Consider the following 16,873-nt stretch of genomic DNA (forward strand, 5'->3'; position numbering starts at 1 on the left):
ACGGGTCCTCCTGGCCGGAGCTAGCCGGAGCAGGCCGTGCGGCCCGCCTCCTGCCAGGCGCAGACCGGGCACAGCGTGGCGCCCTTCGCGGACTCCGGGTACTCGGTCGGCTCGCGGCACAGCACGCACTCGGCGTACGGGGGACCTTCGGCCGCTCCGGCCGGCGGAGCCGGTGCGACCGGCCCCGGGGTCTCGCCGTACGTGTCGCCCCTGTCCGTGTCCATGCCCGTGAGCCTACTCACCCGCGCCGGGCGGCGATCCGGCACACGAGGAACGCCGCAGCGGCGGCGAGCGCCGCCGCCCCGAGCAGGGGCAGGGCGGGCGGTTGGACCGTCCCCGTACGCTCCCCCGTGACCAGGGCGGTGACCGCGTGGCGCGCCGGGGATCCGGTGGTCACGAGCGCGAGGAGCGACCCGAGCACGGCCGCCGCGACGGACCAGCCCCGGCGACCCAGCACCGGACGGGTGCTCAGCGCCCCCACGGCCGCGCCCAGCAGCACGCAGCACAGGACGGCGAGGAGTCCGGCGAGCGCGGCGGCCGGCCGGGAGACCGCGCGGGCGCCGTCGTCGGTGACGGGGACGCTGATGAGCAGGACGACGGCGGCGCTCACCACGGCGAGCGCCGCCGCACAGCCCGTGGCGGTGAGCAGCGCGGCCAGGTGGACCCGCCGGGGCCCCGCGGCGGCCGAGGCCACCGTCCGGGCGGCGGGTGGCTCCTGGGCGACGCAGAGGTGTACGGCCCACGCGGTGACGGGCAGCACGGCGGCGGCCACGACGCCGAGCGAGCCCAGCACCGGCTGCCCGCTCCGCACGCCTACGGCGAGGACGGCCGCGTACAGCAGGAGGGGCGCCAGCCAACGCTGGGAGCGGACGAGCAGGGCTGCCTGGTAGCGGAGGAGGGCGGTCACGGCGCTTCGACCCCCTCGGCCGGCTCGGGGGACCTGGCCTGCGCGGACGCCTGTGCCGACGCCGCAGCCCCGGCCGGCCCGGCCTCCCGCGCCGACGCCGCCACCGCGGTCTCGGCCGCCTCGACCGGCCCCGCTGCTTGCGCCGGGACGACCCGCCGGATGTGCCAGAGCGGACGGGCCGTGAGCAGGGCCGCCAGCAGCGCGTCGGAGTAGGGCGCGGGGACGGTGAGGCGTACCGGGCCGGAGGCCGCGCCTGCCCCCGGCTCCCGGACCGGGTCGCCCGGCAGCCCCGCCGGCAGCCGTGCGCCGGGCGGGCCCTCGGCCTCGATCAGGACACGGGGGCCGGTGACGGGGCCCGTCGGCGTCGGGGTGGTCGCCCGGTGGACTCCGCCGCCCGCGGTCCGCAGGGTGAGGTCCGCCGCCCCGGCGAGGCGTCGCGGGTCGTGATCGACGAAGACGACGGTGGCGCCCGCCGCGACGCGTTCCGCCACGGCGCGGTCGAGTTCGGCACGGGCGGCGGTGTCGAGTCCGGTCCAGGCCTCGTCCAGGACCAGCAGGTCCGGTGCGGCGAGCAGCGCCTGGGCTACGGCGACCTTCTGGCTGGTGCCCTTGGAGAGTTCGGCGAGCGGGGTACGGGCGTGATCCGCCGCCCCGAACCGGTCCAGCCACTCCCCCGCCCGCCGCTTCGCCTCGGCACCGCGCAGTCCGTGGATCCGGCCGAGGTGGACGAGGTAGCCGGCGGCGGTCAGGGGCAGCGCCGCCGGGAAGCGCTCGGGGACGTACGCCGTACGGGCCCGGCGGCCGGTGATCCGCCCCTCGGCGGGCGCGTCGATCCCGGCGAGCAGCCGTAACAGGGTCGACTTCCCCGCGCCGTTGCCCCCTTCGACCCGGACGAGCGCCCGCCCGGGCAGCGTGAGGTCGACCCCGCGCAGCACCCAGGTGCCGCGGAGGCCGTACCGGTGGCCCACGCCCCGTAATTCCACGGTCAGCTGGAGGTCTTCTCGGGCTTGGCCTCGCTGGGCCGCACGATGACGAAGCCCTCGCCCTGGAGCATCAGCTGGACGGCCTCGCCGGATCCGCCGCGCACCATCGAGCCGACGCTCTGCGAGCGGTTCAGGCTGGAGGTGAGCTGCTGGCTCCAGCCGACGACCGCGTCGGTGTCCACGTACACCGGTTGGGCGGCGGTCACGGGAATCACGATCGGGGTGCCCTCGCACATCAGGCCGAGCTTGCCGTAGCCCGTGAAGACGCTGTTGAAGAGACCGCCACCGACCATTCCGGCGCCCTTCACGGTCTTGATCTCGTAGGAGAGCGTGGGGTCGAAACAGAGGACGTTGCGGCCGTTGATGGTGATGGAGTCGCCCTGGTCGAGCTCGACGATGAAACAGTTGGACGCCTCGTGCGCGAACCACGCCTCGCCCTGGCCCCGGACGGCCATGAGGGCCAGTCCCTCGCCCGTGACCGCGCGCTTGAGCAGGCCGCCGATGCCCTGGCCCTTGCGCTCGAACTGGAGGTCTCCTCGGAAGGCGATCATCGAGCCCTGTCGGGCGTGCATCTCCCCGTTGACGGCGTACTTGATCGATTTGGTGTTCTGCAGGGTCATACCGGGGGCGGTGGCCGGCTGGGCCATGTGCTCACTGGAAAAGAGATCGCTCTTCATGCGGAGCATCCTCACCCGGACCCGGTCGTTCCGCCAAGCGGGTGACCCGTCCCGCCTGACAGAATGGGACGGTGACCAGCGACGACATTCCCGCCCCCGCCCCGGAGAGCCCGTTCCACGACGGCCCGACCGACCGCGACCAGGAGCGGCAGTTCGTGCTGCCGCTGGTGCTCCACCTGGAGAAGACGGAACCGCCCGCCCGCACCGACGCACTGCGGACCGCCGCCCGTGCGGTGCTGACGATCCTCTCCGACGAACGGTCTCTGGGGGACGGCGAGTGGGCCGGGGCGATGCGGGACTGGCAGGACGCCCGGATCCGCAAGGTCGTGCGCCGGGCGCGCGGAGCGGAGTGGCGCAAGGCCGCGGCGCTGGACGGCATCACCGTGACGGGCGAGGACGGCGCGGAGGTACGGGTGTTCCCGCCGATCCCGCTGGACGGCTGGCCCAAGGAGCTGGCCAAGCTCCAGGTGTCGGGCACCGACCTGGAGGACCCCGAGCCGCCCGCCGCGCCCGATCGGTCGGGCCCGGTGCTGTGGCTGAATCCCGAGGTGGACATGTCGGCGGGCAAGACGATGGCGCAGGCGGGGCATGGGGCGCAGCTCGCCTGGTGGGAGCTGTCCGGCGCCGAGCGCAAGGCCTGGCGCGAGGCCGGGTTCCCGCTGTCCGTGGCCACCCCCGGTGCGGAGCGCTGGCGGGAACTGACGGCGAGCGGGCTGCCGGTGGTGCGCGACGCGGGGTTCACCGAGGTCGCCCCGGGGTCCTGCACGGTGGTCGCCGACCATCCGGCGCTGCGCCGCTGAGCGGTCCGGTGCCACCCATGATGATGCCGATGCCATAACGGGGGCGGCGGTCCGGGAACCTCAAATCCAGCTCTGAACGTCCCTCTGGTCGGGTTCATCGCCGGGTGACGGGGCCATGCCCCCTGAACAGGACGAGGTGAGCAGGGGGAGGACACCATGGAACTGGGCATCGGCATCGGCTGGCGGCCGGAGATCGCGGACGAGGTGGAGGCGCTGGCGGGGATCGACTGGGTCGAGGCCGTCGCGGAGAACCTCTGCGCCGACCATCTCCCGGACTCCCTCGTACGGCTCCGGGAGCGCGGCGTGCGGGTCGTACCGCACGGGGTGGCGCTCGGGCTCGGCGGCGCCGACCGCCCGGACCCCGTGCGCCTCGCCTCTCTCGCGGCGCGCGCCGAGCTGCTGGGGACACCGCTGGTGACCGAGCACATCGCGTTCGTACGGGCCGGGGGGCCGCTGACCGCGTCGCCGAGGCTGGAGGCGGGGCATCTGCTGCCGGTGCCGCGCACCTGGGACGCGCTGGACGTGCTGTGCGAGAACGTGCGGATCGCGCAGGACTCGCTGCCGGTGCCGCTCGCCCTGGAGAACATCGCGGCGCTGATCACCTGGCCGGGCGAGGAGCTGACCGAGGGACAGTTCCTGGCGGAGCTGGTCGAGCGGACCGGGGTACGGCTGCTGATCGACGTGGCCAACCTGCACACCAATCACGTCAACCTCGGCCAGGACCCGGCGAAGGCGCTGGACGAGCTGCCGGTGGAGGCCATCGCGTACGTCCATGTGGCCGGCGGCGTCGAGCGGAACGGTGTCTGGCACGACACGCACGCCCACCCGGTGACCGCCCCCGTCCTGGAGGTACTGGCCGAGCTGCGCTCCCGGGTCGACCCGCCGGGCGTGCTGCTGGAGCGCGACGACGCCTTCGGGCCGGCCGCCGAGCTGGCGGGCGAACTGGACGCGATCCGGGCGACGCTGCGGCGGGCGGCTCCCCCGCGTCCCACGATCCGCCCCTCGGCCCGGGACGCGGCACGTGACCGGGCACGTGACGGGGGCGGGGGCGGCGACCGGGACCGTACGCCTGTCGCCTCCGTACCGGCCGGGACCCGTGACCGTACCGCCGTCGCGCAGACCGCGCTGCTCTCCGCGCTGGTGGCCGGGACGCCGGCTCCCGAGGGCTTCGACCACCGGCGGCTACGGGTGCAGAGCCGGGCGCTGGCCGCCAAACGCGCGGACGTCGTCGCCAAGGTCGCGCCGGAGCTGCCGGAGATCCTCGGCGACGGCTATCGCGCCGCGTTCCTCGCGTACGCCGGGAGCCGGCCGATGTCCGGCGGGTACCGGCGCGACGCCCTGGACTTCGCGGAGTACGTGCTCATCGCGGGTGGTCCCGCCGATCCGGTGGCGCGGCGCCGGCTGACGCACTGGTGGCAGGACCGGTCGGGCACCCGGCCCCCGCGTCGTGCCACCCGTCTGGTCCGGGCGGCCCGTGCCGTCCTCGTGAGGAAGTGATCCGCCGTGTACGTACTGGCTCTGCTGCTGACCGTCGTGGTCGTCGTCTCCTCGGTGGCGCTCGTCGCCAGAGCCGTGAACGGGCGGGCCCGCCGCCCCCGCCCGGCCCCCGGCGTCGCGCTCCGCGACCTGTACGAGGTCGCGTTCCTGAACGGCGGCCCGGCCAGGGTCGTGGATACCGCCCTGAGCGCCCTGCACGCCGACGGGCGGCTGGTCGTCGGCGGGCCCGGCGTGGTCGGCATCCGGCGGGCGCGGGCGAACGACCCGGTGGAACGCGCGGTGTTCCAGGAGCTGGCCGCCGCGCCGAGCGGTGCCCTGCACGTCCTGCGGGACGCGGTGATGCGGCACCCGGCGGTGCAGGAGATCGGCGACGGGCTCGCCGCGCGCGGGCTGCTCGTGTCACCCCTGGAGAGCCGGCCGCTGCGGCGCTGGGGGAAGATCCAGGGGCTGGTGTGCGTCGCCGCCCTGCCGGTGAGCGTGCTGCTGACCTTCGTCCAGTTCGCCGTCGACGAGGAGCCGTTCCCGTTCGTCGTGCTGATGGTGCCGCCGATCCTGATCGGCGGATTCAGCGGGCTGATCGTCGCCGTGGCCTCCTCGGGCCGCATCACGGGAGTGGGCCGCCGGGCCGCCCTGGCCTTCCGGAACGTCTACTCCTATGTGGTGACCCCCGCCCATCTGGTCGCGACGCTGGGGCTCCGCGCCCTGCCGGACCCGGTGCTCCGGGCCCACCTGGCCGCGGCGGCAGGCCTGGGCGGTCCGCGCGGGCGGTCGTCGGGGTACGCCACGGGGGACGCCACGGGGAGCGATGCGTCGGGGGCCGCCGCTGTCGGGGTGACGGTCTGGTGCGCCGCCTCCACGCCCGGCGGCTCCAGCTGCGGCGGGGGCGGGGGCGGCGGCGGGTCCGGTTCGAGCTGCGGGGGCGGCTCCAGCTGCGGGGGCGGCTCCAGCTGCGGCGGGGGCGGGGGCGGCGGCGGGTCCGGTTCGAACTGCGGGGGCGGCTCCAGCTGTGGAGGCGGATCGAGTTCGGGAGGCTCGAGTTGCGGGGGCGGGTCGAGCTGCGGCGGGGGCGGCGGCTCCTGAGCCGGGCCCGATGTCCCGGCAGCTGACCGCCCATCGGGGTCATGGTCGCGGACATGCCCGGGCGGTCCTGGACATCACCTCTCGCCCGCCCGATCATCCCTCTCCGCATCCGCAGAGAGGCACCGCGCGTGAGAACTGCTGCGCTGTACACAACGATCGGCTCCCTGGTCCTGTCCGCCCTGGCCGCCGCTCCCGCGGTGGCCTGGGAGGGCCGGGACTCCGCCGAGGCCCGGGGTACCGCGATCGCCGCCGCCCGCGCCACGGCCGCCGGGATCGACTTCGTCTCCTGCCCGGAGAAGGAGATGCTCCCGGACTCCCTGAAGTGCGGCACGGTGAAAGTCCCCCTCGACTACGCCGAACCGGACGGGAAACAGCTCGAACTGACCGTCAGCCGCACCGGGGCCACCGGCCCGGCCGAGAGCCGGCAGGGCGCGTTCGTCTACAACCCGGGCGGCCCCGGCGCGTCCAGCATCACCTTCCCGATGGCCGGGGAGCTGCCGGAGTGGAAGGAGATCGCCGGGGCGTACGACCTGGTCGGCTACGCCCCGCGCGGGGTGAACGGCTCCTCCTCCCCGCTGAGCTGTCAGGACCCGTCGGCCTACACGAAGGGCCCGACCGACGCGCCGACCCACCCGACGCGGGAGTACAAGGAGCGGCGCGTCGCCCGTGCCAAGGCGTACGCGGAGGGCTGCGCGACCCACGCGGGCGAGACGCTGCGGCACTACACGTCGCTGAACAACGCCCGTGACCTGGACGTCCTGCGGGCCGCGCTCGGCGAGCCGCGGCTGACATTCATGGGGGCGTCCTACGGAACGTACTTCGGCGCGCTGTACGCGACGCTGTTCCCCTCCCACGTACGGCGCATGGTCTTCGACTCGGTGGTCGACCCGGACCCGGAGCAGATCTGGTACCGCTCCAACATGGGCCAGTCGCTGGCCTTCGAGTCACGGTGGGAGGACTTCCGCCGCTGGGTGGCCAAGCACGACGACGTGTACCACCTGGGCACCACGCCGGAGTCGGTGCAGGGGCACTACGACGAGGTGCGCGCCGAGCTGGCGGTGGAGCCGGCGGGCGGGAAGGTCGGCCCGGGGCAGCTGCACTCGGCGTTCCTGGGGGCCGGCTACTACGACGACTACTGGGCGATGCGGGCGACGGCGCTCTCCGAGTACGTCCGGGGCAACCCGGAGCCGCTGGTCGCGCAGGCCTCCCCGCGTGCGGTGGCGGCCCCGGACAACGAGAACGCCCAAGCGGTGTACACGGCCGTCGAGTGCAACGACGCGCCTTGGCCCGAGGACTTCGAGGTGTGGGACCGCGACCACACGGACCTGGCGCGCGTCGCGCCGTTCGAGACCTGGGACAACGCCTTCGCCAACCTGCCGTGCGCCTTCTGGCCCGCGCCCCGGCAGCGGCCGCTGGAGGTCGGGACGCGGTGGGGCGAGCTGCCGCCGGTGCTGATCCTGGCGGCGGAGCGGGACGCGGCGACCCCGTACAAGGGGGCTCTGGAGCTGCGGAAGAGGCTGCCCGGGTCGTCGCTGGTGACCGAGAGGGACGCCGGGACGCACGGCATCGGCGGGGCCGGGAACGCCTGCGTCGACGATCATCTGCGCCGGTATCTGCTGACCGGTGAGGTGCCGGGGCGGGGTGCGGACTGTGCCGCGCACCCGGAGCCGAACCCGGTGTCGCTGGACTGATCTCCGGCGGGGCGGTACGGAGCGGGGGCCGCCGCACCATCACGGTGCGACGGCCCCCAGGCCGAACCCGGTGTCGCTGGGGAGGCGGGCGGCACGATCGGTGCCCGGTGCCCGTCTCTCTGATCTTCCGGGTTGGGGTGGTGCGGGACTCGCTGGTTATGCGAGCCCGGCCACCAGGTCTGCGACGCTCTTCCTGCGGCCCGTGTAGAACGGGACCTCCTCGCGCACGTGGAGTCGTGCCTCGGAGGCGCGCAGATGACGCATCAGGTCGACGATGCGGTACAGCTCATCCGCCTCGAAGGCGAGGATCCACTCGTAGTCGCCCAACGAGAACGAGGCGACGGTGTTGGCGCGGACGTCGGGGTAGCCCCGGGCCATCTTGCCGTGGTCCGCGAGCATGCGGCGGCGGTCCTCGTCGGGCAGCAGGTACCAGTCGTAGGACCGGACGAAGGGGTAGACGCTGATGTAGTCGCGCGGCGTCTCGTCGGCGACGAACGCCGGGACGTGCGACTTGTTGAACTCGGCCGGCCGGTGCAGCGCCATGTTCGACCAGACCGGGTCGAGGGCGCGGCCGAGCTTGGTGCGCCTGAAGAGGTTGTACGCCTCCTGGAGCTCGTCCGAGGTCTCGGCGTGCCACCAGATCATGAGGTCGGCGTCGGCCCGCAGACCGGACACGTCGTAGGTGCCGCGGACGGTGATGTCCTTGGCCGCGAGCCGGTCGAACAGCTCCTGGACCTCGTCGGCGTATCCCGCGCGGTCCAGCGGGAGGACATCGCGCAGTTTGAAGACCGACCACAGGGTGTAGCGGATGACCTCGTTGAGGTCCTTGGCCTTCTTGCCGGCGTTCGGACTCTTGCTGGATGTCACAGTCTCAGGAGCACTCATACGGCTATTGTCCCGCCTCGCTTCCCGTGCCCCGAACCAGGGTCGACGTGGCGATGATCTCTCCCACGGTCTTCCCCGTGATCTCCCCCGCGATCTCCTCGGCCGCCCGGCGCCCGCTCGCGACGCAGGCGGGGATGCCGACCCCGTCGTAGACGGCCCCGCAGACCCGCAGGGCGGGGAGTTGGGCCACTTCGTCGCGGATACGGGCGACCCGGGCGAGGTGGCCGACCGGATACTGCGGCAGGCCGCCGATCCAGCGGGTGACCTCGGTGTCCACGGGCCGGGCGGTGAGGCCGGTGGCGGCGGCGAGGTCCCGCAGGGAGACCGCGACCAGCTCGCCGTCCTCGCGGTGGATGTGGTCCTCGTCGCCGTAGCGGCCGACGGAGGTGCGGAGCACGAACAGGTCGGGCGCGGCGTCGGCGACCCACTGCCACTTGTTGCTGGAGAACGTGGACGCCTTGATGGTGTGCCCGTCGACCGGCGGTACGAGGAAGCCGGAACGGCCGCGCAGGGCCTCGTACCGCTCGATGTCGGCCCGTCGGAAGGCGAGGGTGACCAGGGCCATCGAGGCGTACTCGACACCGGACAGTTCGGCGGAGGCGGCCGGGGACTCGGCGGCCAGCAGGGTGCCGGCGGACCAGGCGGGGGTGGCGAGGACGATGCCGTCGGCGGCGATCGTCCGGGTGTCGGTGCGGACGGCCCAGCCCGACTCCGTACGGGTCAGTCCCAGGACGGGGGTCTCGGTGCGGATCTCGCCGCCGCCGGCCCGTACGGCGTCGCCCACGGCGGCCGGGAGGGTGCCGATGCCGCCCTCGATGCCCTGGAAAACGGGCCCGGTCCGCTGCTGGGCGGCGGCTCGTTCCTGGACGCGGCGGACGGCGTCCAGCAGCGGGCCGCCCTCCTGCACGGCCTCGAAGAGCTGGGGGACGGCGGCGCGCATCGAGATCCGGTAGGCGTCGCCCGCGTAGACCCCGCCGAGGAGGGGCTCCACCAGCCGGTCCACGACCTCGCGGCCGAGCCGGTCGGCGACGTACGCGCCGACGGCGACATCGTCGCCCACGGGGGTCGGGGTGAGGTCGCGCTCCTCGGCGATCCGGGCCAGCCCCTCGGGCGACAGCACCTCGCCGAGCACCGCCGGGTCGCCGGGAACGCCCATGACGTGCCCCTTGGGCATGGAGCGCAGCGCGTCGCGCGTCCACAGCGAGGCGGTGGCGGTGGCGGGCGGCTGGAGGCGGTCGGCGAGACCCACCTCGCGGGCCAGGGCGAGGGCCTCGGGGCGCCGGGCGAGCATCGACTCGGCCCCCAGGTCGACCTGGACGCCCGCGACCTCGCCGGTCATGAGCTTGCCGCCGAGCCGGTCCGTCGCCTCCAGCAGGGTGACCCGCAGCCCGGTGGCGACGAGGTGGTGGGCGGCCGCCAGGCCGGCGATGCCGCCGCCGATGACGACGACGTGGCCCGGGGGCGTTTCCGCACGCTGTTGAGGACGCTGCATGGGTCCACTCTCTCAAACCCGTTCCGCGTCCTGACCGTGACCACTTCGAAACCGCCCACCGGCAACCGGTCCCGGAGCGGCCACGTCGAACCGGCACCATCAACCACCGTCCTGGGGGGACCCGTTATGGAATGGAACAGCAGAACCGATCGATCCTTGGCCCGCGGGCGCGCGGCGCTCGTGGCCGGGGTGTTCGGCCTCCTGCTCGCCGTCAGCGGCTGTGGGGCGTCGGGCGACTCGGCGGACAACGGCTCGAAGGCGGCGGACAGCAAGTACGCGCCGCCCGGGGAACAGGAGGGGGCCGGCGCGAACGCGGACGCCGCCGCGTCGTCGGCCGAGGAGCGGGCGGACGGGAAGCCGTCCGGGTCGAAGGCGGCGCCGAAGCCGGGGGCCGCGGCCACGCACGTCATCCGCACGGCCTCCCTGTCCGTCGAGGTGAAGAGCGTGCCGAGGGCCGCGGCCGCCGCGCGCGGTGCGGCGGAGCGCGCGGGCGGCCTGGTGGCGTCGGAGAACACCGAGCGGCTCGACGACGCCCACGAGACCTCGCGCCTGGTGCTGCGGGTGCCGCAGGCCCGGTTCCAGGAGGTGCTGCGGGAGCTGTCCGGTTCCGGGAGGCTGCTGTCGCGCACCTCGAACGCGAAGGACGTCACCGACCAGGTGGTCGACGTGGACAGCCGGATCGCCACACAGCGCGCGAGCGTGACGCGGGTGCGGGAGCTGATGGACCGGGCGGAGAAGATCGGTGATGTGGTCGCCCTGGAGGGCGAGCTGAGCAGCCGTCAGTCCGACCTGGAGTCGCTGCTCGCCCAGCAGTCGAGCCTGAAGGACCGCACCTCGCTGGCGACGATCACCCTGGACCTGACGCCGCCGGACGCCCCGGACGACGACGGGGAGAAGGAGGACGACCCGGGGTTCCTGGACGCGCTGGGCGGCGGCTGGGACGCGTTCGTGACGATGCTGCGGTGGATCGCGGTGGCGTTCGGGGCCGCGTTCCCGTTCCTGCTCACCGGGGCCCTGGCGCTGCTGGTCTGGCGGCTGCTGCGTGCCCGGCGGGCGGCCCGCAAGGCACCGGCGGCGACGGCCGGGCCGGAGGCGGAGGGCGCTCCGACCCCCTGACCGCCGTAGCGTGGGGCTCCGACGTGGTGATTCGCCCGATCGGCGAATCGGCGAAAGGGGACCCGGCATGGCAGCGGAGCGACTGGTGGTCATCGGCGGTGACGCGGCGGGCATGTCCGCCGCGTCACAGGCCCGCAGGCTGAAGGGGGCGGACGCGCTGGAGATCGTCGCCTTCGAGCGTGGCCACTTCACCTCGTACTCCGCCTGCGGCATCCCGTACTGGGTGAGCGGCGACGTCGGGGCGCGCGACGACCTGATCGCCCGCACCCCCGAGGAGCACCGGGAGCGGGACATCGATCTGCGGATGCGGACCGAGGTCACCGAGCTGGACGTGGCCGGGCGGCGGGTGCGGGCCCTGGACCGGGAGAGCGGGAGGTCGTACTGGACGGGCTTCGACAAGCTGGTGATCGCCACCGGGGCCCGTCCGGTGCGCCCGGCGCTGCCCGGTATGGACGCGGCCGGGGTGCACGGGGTGCAGACCCTGGACGACGGGCAGGCGCTCCTGGACTCGTTGGACGCCCTGGGCGGCTCCGAGGACAGCCCCCGCCGTGCGGTCGTGGTGGGCGCGGGGTACATCGGCGTGGAGATGGCCGAGGCGATGCTCAAGCGGGGCTTGGAGGTGACCGTCCTCAACCGGGGCGAACAGCCGATGGCGACGCTCGACCCGGACATGGGGCGGCTCGTCCATGACGCGATGGACGGGTTGGGCATCTCCACGGTCAACGGGGCCGCCGTCACCGGGATCATCACGGGGCCCGACGGCCGGGTGCGCGAGGTGGCGACGGACGCGGGGAGGTATCCGGCGGACGTGGTGGTCCTCGGCATCGGCGTGGAACCGGAGACGGCGCTGGCGCGCGGAGCGGGGCTGCCGGTGGGTCCGCACGGCGGGCTGCTGACCGATCTGTCGATGCGGGTGGCGGGCCACGAGAACATCTGGGCGGGCGGCGACTGTGTGGAGGTCCTGGACCTGGTGGCGGGCCGCACCCGGCACATCGCGCTGGGCACCCATGCCAACAAGCACGGCCAGGTGATCGGTTCCAACGTCGGGGGCGGCTACGGCACGTTCCCGGGTGTGGTCGGTACGGCGGTGAGCAAGGTGTGCGATCTGGAGATCGCCCGGACCGGGCTGCGGGAGAAGGACGCCCGCGCGGTCGGGCTGCGCTATGTCACGGCGACCATCGAGTCGACGGGGCGGGCGGGCTACTACCCGGGGGCGAGGCCGATGACGGTGAAGATGATCGCGGAGTACCGAACGGGCCGGCTGCTCGGGGTGCAGATCGTCGGCCGGGACGGGGCGGCGAAGCGGGTGGACGTGGCGGCGGTGGCGCTGACCGCCGGGATGACGGTGGAGCAGATGACAGCGCTCGACCTGGGCTACGCCCCGCCGTTCTCACCCGTCTGGGACCCGGTGCTGGTGGCCGCACGCAAGGCGGTGGCGGCGGTGCGGGGCGCGGGGAGTTGACGGCGGGTCCCGGGGCGCGGGCCCCGGGACCTCTCGCTCAGCGCGCGGTCTGCTCGTGCACGTACTCCACGAGCCGGGTGAGCGCGTCCGGGTCCATGTTCGGCATGACGCCGTGGCCCAGGTTGAAGATGTGGCCTTCCAGACCGGCGGCGGCGTCCAGTACCTCGCGGGTCTTCTCCTCGACGGCCGGGGTCGGCGCGAACAGCACCGCCGGGTCGAGATTGCCCTGGAGCGCCTTGCCGGGGCCGACGCGGCGGGCGGCCTCGTCCAGCGGGACCCGCCAGTCGACGCCGACGATGTCCGCGCCCGCCTCGCCCATCAGGCCGAGCAGTTCGCCGGTGCCGACGCCGAAGTGGATGCGGGGGACGCCGTAGGGGGCGACGGCGTCGAAGACCTTCGCGGAGGCGGGCAGCACGGCGCGGCGGTAGTCGGCGGGGGCCAGCGCGCCGACCCAGGAGTCGAAGAGCTGGACGGCGGAGGCCCCGGCCTCGATCTGGACCCTGAGGAAGGCGCCGGTGATCTCGGCGAGCCGGTCCACGAGGTCGGCCCACAGCTGCGGGTCGCCGTACATCATGGCCTTGGTGCGCTCGTGGCCCCGCGAGGGGCCGCCCTCGACGAGGTAGCTGGCCAGGGTGAAGGGGGCCCCGGCGAAGCCGATGAGCGGGGTGGACCCCAGCTCGGCGGTGAGCAGCCCGATGGCCTCGGTGACGTACGGGACGTCCTCGGGCGTGAGGTCGCGCAGCCGGGCCAGGTCGGCGCGGGTACGGATCGGCTCGGCGATGACGGGGCCGACGCCGGGCTTGATGTCGAGGTCGATACCGATGGCCTTCAGGGGCACGACGATGTCGCTGAAGTAGATCGCGGCGTCGACCTTGTGGCGGCGTACGGGCTGGAGGGTGATCTCGGTGACCAGCTCCGGCATCATGCAGGAGTCGAGCATCGCGATGCCCTCGCGGACCTTCAGGTACTCGGGCAGCGAGCGCCCCGCCTGGCGCATGAACCAGACCGGCGTGTGGGAGACGGGTTCGCGGCGGCAGGCCCTGAGGAACGCCGAGTCGTGGGTGGCGTGGCGGACCGCGTCGATACTGGCGGAGGTCGTCGTCTGCTGGCCCGAAGGGCCGTCGTTGGCACTCACACACAGAATCTTCGCACGCGCGCCGAAGGAGCCCGGCCCCGCACGGGTGTCTCTCCCTGCGCGAGGCCCGGCTTCCGCCTACTCTTCCCCGCATGGCTCCGGCTCAGGGACAATTTTCCGATCATTCCGATGGCGTTGAGAGCAAGGACCGCGCGGAGGGTCCTTCCGTGCCGCCCGCGTTCCTGGCGGCGGTCGACGCGCTGCGCTCCGCGCGGCTGCGCCCGGAACTGGAGGTGGAGGTGACCAGGCCGCCCCAGCGCCTGGCTCCGCACGCGTACGCCATGGAGGCGGCGGTGGTGGACGGCGAGGACGATCTCGCGGACGGCAGGCTGGTCCTGCTGCACGATCCGGCGGGGCACGACGCCTGGCAGGGCGCGTTCCGGCTGGTCACGCTGGTCCGGGCGGAGCTGGAGCCGGAGATGGCGGCGGACCCGCTGCTCCCGGAGGTGTGCTGGTCCTGGCTGACGGGTGCGCTGGACGCGCGGGGCCTGTCGTACGGGGAGGCCGGCGGGACCGTGACACGCGCCGGATCGCACTACTTCGGTGCGCTGTCCACGCGCCGCCCGGCGACGCAGATCGAGATCCGGGCCTCGTGGACCCCGAGGGAGTCGCGCGGCGGTGTGCCGGACACGGCGTCGCACCTGATGGCCTGGGGCGATCTGCTGTGCCAGATCGCGGGACTGCCGCCGTCGGATCCGGCGGACGCGGCGGTGGTGACGTTGCCGCAGCGGCGCGGGCCGCAGGTTTAGTAACACTCCGTCACCCGTTTCGCACAAGCACCGGCTCTCTTTTCGTACAATCGATCGCGCGTCCTATTTGCCCGAATTGTTACTCACCAAATCGCGATCTTCCCCTAAAGGAGGGCGGGTCCGCTGCCGAAGAGGTCAATGACCCTTCAAGCACGGTTCGCCCCCGGCTTCACCCCCGAGCCGGCCCGTTCCGCCACTCCCCCAGGAGGCCTGGTGTCCGTTCTCCTCGAGCAGCCCGCAAGCCTGGTCGCCTACCGCCCGAACAAGCCGACGGCCATGGTCGTCGTGGCCGACCCGCGCGTCCGTTCCACCGTCACCCGCCATCTGTGGGCCCTCGGAGTACGTGACGTCATCGAAGCGTCGTCCATCGCGGAGGCACGCCCCCGCGTCGGCAACCCGCGCGACATCTGCATTGCCGACGTCCACCTGCCCGACGGTTCCGGGCTGACCCTGCTGTCCGAGACCCGCGCCGCCGGCTGGCCCAACGGTCTCGCCCTCTCCGCCGCCGACGACATCGGCGCCGTTCGCAACGCCCTCGCGGGCGGCGTGAAGGGCTACGTCGTCACCGGCACCCGAAACAACATCGGCCACCCCACCCGCCCCGGCGTCGCCCCCATCGGCGCCAACGCCGCCCGTATGCACCGCAGGCCCCCCGGTTCCCCGAGCCACCCGGGCGGCTACCGCGAACTGTCCGGACGTGAGGTGGAGGTGCTCCGCCTGGTCGCCGAAGGCCAGTCCAACAAGGCCATCGGGGTCTCGATGGGCCTCTCCGCCCTGACCGTCAAGTCCCACCTGGCCCGCATCGCCCGCAAGCTCGGCACCGGAGACCGTGCCGGAATGGTCGCGGTCGCCCTGCGGACGGGCATCATCCACTGACCGCACCCCGCCGGGACGTGCACCGATGCGCCTCCGGCTGGAATACGCGCATGGCCGCCCGTCGACGGAACGTTCCGTCGACGGGCTCCGTGCATACACAGATACCCTTGACACGTGACCGACGCCCAAGAGACCGCAGCAGACACTTCACTGCGAACCACCGGGGGCGCCCCCCCGGACGACGTCGCCCCGGCGCCGATCCCCTTGCTCGAACCGCGCGAGGGCATTCCCCCGGTGGTGACGTCCGACGACGCCCTCGCCGGGGTGATCGCGGCCTTCGCCGCGGGCACCGGCCCGGTGGCCGTCGACGCCGAGCGCGCCTCGGGGTATCGCTACGGCCAGCGCGCCTACCTCGTACAGCTGCGCCGCGAGGGCGCGGGCAGCGCCCTCATCGACCCGGTCGGCTGCCCCGACCTCTCCGGCCTCGGCTCCGCGCTGTCCGGCACGGAGTGGATCCTGCACGCGGCGACCCAGGACCTGCCGTGCCTGCGGGACATAGGCATGACGCCCACCTCGCTGTTCGACACCGAACTGGCCGGAAGGCTCGCGGGCTTCCCGCGCGTCGGCCTCGGCGCGATGGTGGAGAACGTCCTCGGCTACGCCCTGGAGAAGGGCCACTCCGCGGTCGACTGGTCCACCCGCCCGCTGCCCGAACCCTGGCTGCGCTACGCCGCGCTCGACGTGGAGCTCCTGATCGACCTGCGCGACGCGCTGGAGGAGGAGCTGGAGCGGCAGGGCAAGCTGGCGTGGGCCCGGGAGGAGTTCGACGCCATCGCCTCCGCGCCGCCCGCGCCGCCCCGCAAGGACCCCTGGCGCCGCACGTCGGGCATGCACAAGGTGCGCCGTCGCCGTCAGATGGCCGTCGTCCGGGAGCTGTGGACCGCCCGCGACCAGGTCGCCCAGCGCCGCGACGTCTCGCCGGGCAAGGTGCTCGGCGACGCCGCGATCATCGAGGCCGCGCTCGCGCTGCCGGTCGACCTACAGGCCCTGACCGCGCTGCCGGGATTCGGCCACCGCATGGGGCGCCGTCAGCTGGAGCAGTGGCAGGCGGCCGTGGAGCGGGCCAGGTCACTGCCCGAATCGGCGCTGCCGCAGCCCGGTCAGCAACCGGCCGGACCGCCTCCCCCGCGCTCCTGGGCCGACAAGGACCCGGCCGCCGCCGCCCGGCTCTCGGCGGCCCGTACCGCCGTCTCCGAGCTGGCCGAGCGCCTCCACATGCCCCAGGAGAACCTGATCACCCCGGACACCGTGCGCCGGGTCTGCTGGGAGCCGCCGAAGGACCCCACCCCGGGCGCCGTCGAGGACACCCTCGCCGGATACGGGGCGCGGAACTGGCAGATCCAGCAGGTCGCCCCGCTCCTGGTGCGGGCGCTGGACGCCTCCTGATCCCGTGACGCAGCGAACACCCCCGGTCACCGGCCGGGGGTTTTCCGCTTTCCGGACCCTGTCCGCGGCCGAACCCATGGTCGAAATCACGCCAGGTTCAGGGCCCTTTCCACCGTCGTGCGACGACTTCGGCGGCC

At 73.8% G+C, this 16,873-nt stretch carries 16 protein-coding genes; 9 read left to right on the forward strand and 7 right to left on the reverse strand.

Annotated features, from left to right (window positions below; genetic code table 11):
* Positions 1-20 precede the first annotated feature (20 nt).
* Genes ACZ60Q_RS06050 through ACZ60Q_RS06065 form a run of 4 tightly spaced genes read right to left on the reverse strand, consistent with a single transcriptional unit; the run spans position 21 to position 2,567 of the window.
* A complete protein-coding gene (locus ACZ60Q_RS06050; protein WP_469629038.1) occupies positions 21-224 on the reverse strand; it encodes a hypothetical protein in 204 nt (67 codons plus the stop codon).
* Between the two features lie 14 nt (positions 225-238).
* Positions 239-907: an ABC transporter gene (locus ACZ60Q_RS06055; protein WP_469629041.1), complete on the reverse strand. Its 669-nt coding sequence runs from the start codon at positions 905-907 to the stop codon at positions 239-241.
* The gene (locus ACZ60Q_RS06060) at positions 904-1,890 is read right to left on the reverse strand and encodes an ATP-binding cassette domain-containing protein (protein WP_469629044.1); all 987 of its coding nucleotides are present in this window, start codon (positions 1,888-1,890) and stop codon (positions 904-906) included. Before ACZ60Q_RS06060 ends, ACZ60Q_RS06055 begins: the two co-directional genes overlap by 4 nt.
* A gap of 2 nt (positions 1,891-1,892) precedes the next feature.
* Complete coding sequence (locus ACZ60Q_RS06065) at positions 1,893-2,567, reverse strand: AIM24 family protein (RefSeq protein WP_469629047.1); 675 nt, start codon at positions 2,565-2,567, stop codon at positions 1,893-1,895.
* 71 nt (positions 2,568-2,638) lie between these two features.
* Here ACZ60Q_RS06065 and ACZ60Q_RS06070 point away from each other — a divergent pair, with 71 nt between their 5' ends.
* The 4 genes from ACZ60Q_RS06070 (at position 2,639) to ACZ60Q_RS06085 (ending at position 7,635) form a co-directional block, all read left to right on the forward strand.
* Positions 2,639-3,367: a peptidyl-tRNA hydrolase gene (locus ACZ60Q_RS06070; RefSeq protein ID WP_469629049.1), complete on the forward strand. Its 729-nt coding sequence runs from the start codon at positions 2,639-2,641 to the stop codon at positions 3,365-3,367.
* A 156-nt stretch (positions 3,368-3,523) separates the two neighbouring features.
* Positions 3,524-4,864 (forward strand): MbnB/TglH/ChrH family RiPP precursor modification enzyme, encoded by a 1,341-nt coding sequence (locus ACZ60Q_RS06075; protein ID WP_469629052.1) that lies wholly within the window; start codon positions 3,524-3,526, stop codon positions 4,862-4,864.
* Between the two features lie 6 nt (positions 4,865-4,870).
* The gene (locus ACZ60Q_RS06080) at positions 4,871-5,944 is read left to right on the forward strand and encodes a TIGR04222 domain-containing membrane protein (protein WP_469629055.1); all 1,074 of its coding nucleotides are present in this window, start codon (positions 4,871-4,873) and stop codon (positions 5,942-5,944) included.
* A 128-nt stretch (positions 5,945-6,072) separates the two neighbouring features.
* Positions 6,073-7,635 (forward strand): alpha/beta hydrolase, encoded by a 1,563-nt coding sequence (locus ACZ60Q_RS06085; RefSeq protein ID WP_469629057.1) that lies wholly within the window; start codon positions 6,073-6,075, stop codon positions 7,633-7,635.
* Between the two features lie 156 nt (positions 7,636-7,791).
* Here ACZ60Q_RS06085 and hemQ read toward each other — a convergent pair whose 3' ends face one another.
* On the reverse strand, positions 7,792-8,520 hold the full coding sequence (gene hemQ / locus ACZ60Q_RS06090) for a hydrogen peroxide-dependent heme synthase (RefSeq protein WP_469629060.1): 729 nt from the start codon (positions 8,518-8,520) through the stop codon (positions 7,792-7,794).
* A 4-nt stretch (positions 8,521-8,524) separates the two neighbouring features.
* Positions 8,525-10,012, reverse strand: a complete 1,488-nt coding sequence (gene hemG / locus ACZ60Q_RS06095) for a protoporphyrinogen oxidase (protein WP_469629063.1) — start codon at positions 10,010-10,012, stop codon at positions 8,525-8,527.
* 126 nt (positions 10,013-10,138) lie between these two features.
* Here hemG and ACZ60Q_RS06100 point away from each other — a divergent pair, with 126 nt between their 5' ends.
* Both ACZ60Q_RS06100 and ACZ60Q_RS06105 read left to right on the forward strand, forming a co-directional pair.
* On the forward strand, positions 10,139-11,128 hold the full coding sequence (locus ACZ60Q_RS06100; RefSeq protein ID WP_469629066.1) for a DUF4349 domain-containing protein: 990 nt from the start codon (positions 10,139-10,141) through the stop codon (positions 11,126-11,128).
* A 67-nt stretch (positions 11,129-11,195) separates the two neighbouring features.
* Positions 11,196-12,590, forward strand: coding sequence for an FAD-dependent oxidoreductase (locus ACZ60Q_RS06105; RefSeq protein WP_469629069.1), 1,395 nt, complete (start codon positions 11,196-11,198; stop codon positions 12,588-12,590).
* Positions 12,591-12,627: 37 nt separating this feature from the next.
* Here ACZ60Q_RS06105 and hemE read toward each other — a convergent pair whose 3' ends face one another.
* Positions 12,628-13,725: a uroporphyrinogen decarboxylase gene (hemE, locus tag ACZ60Q_RS06110; protein WP_469629072.1), complete on the reverse strand. Its 1,098-nt coding sequence runs from the start codon at positions 13,723-13,725 to the stop codon at positions 12,628-12,630.
* Between the two features lie 92 nt (positions 13,726-13,817).
* On the opposite strand from hemE, the gene ACZ60Q_RS06115 reads away from it, so the two are divergent.
* The 3 genes from ACZ60Q_RS06115 (at position 13,818) to ACZ60Q_RS06125 (ending at position 16,736) form a co-directional block, all read left to right on the forward strand.
* A complete protein-coding gene (locus ACZ60Q_RS06115) occupies positions 13,818-14,474 on the forward strand; it encodes a DUF3000 domain-containing protein (protein ID WP_359617737.1) in 657 nt (218 codons plus the stop codon).
* A 213-nt stretch (positions 14,475-14,687) separates the two neighbouring features.
* On the forward strand, positions 14,688-15,350 hold the full coding sequence (locus tag ACZ60Q_RS06120) for a LuxR C-terminal-related transcriptional regulator (protein WP_469629073.1): 663 nt from the start codon (positions 14,688-14,690) through the stop codon (positions 15,348-15,350).
* Between the two features lie 114 nt (positions 15,351-15,464).
* A complete protein-coding gene (locus ACZ60Q_RS06125; protein ID WP_469629075.1) occupies positions 15,465-16,736 on the forward strand; it encodes an HRDC domain-containing protein in 1,272 nt (423 codons plus the stop codon).
* Positions 16,737-16,873: the final 137 nt, after the last annotated feature.

Source organism: Streptomyces sp. NPDC104313, from assembly GCF_055583985.1.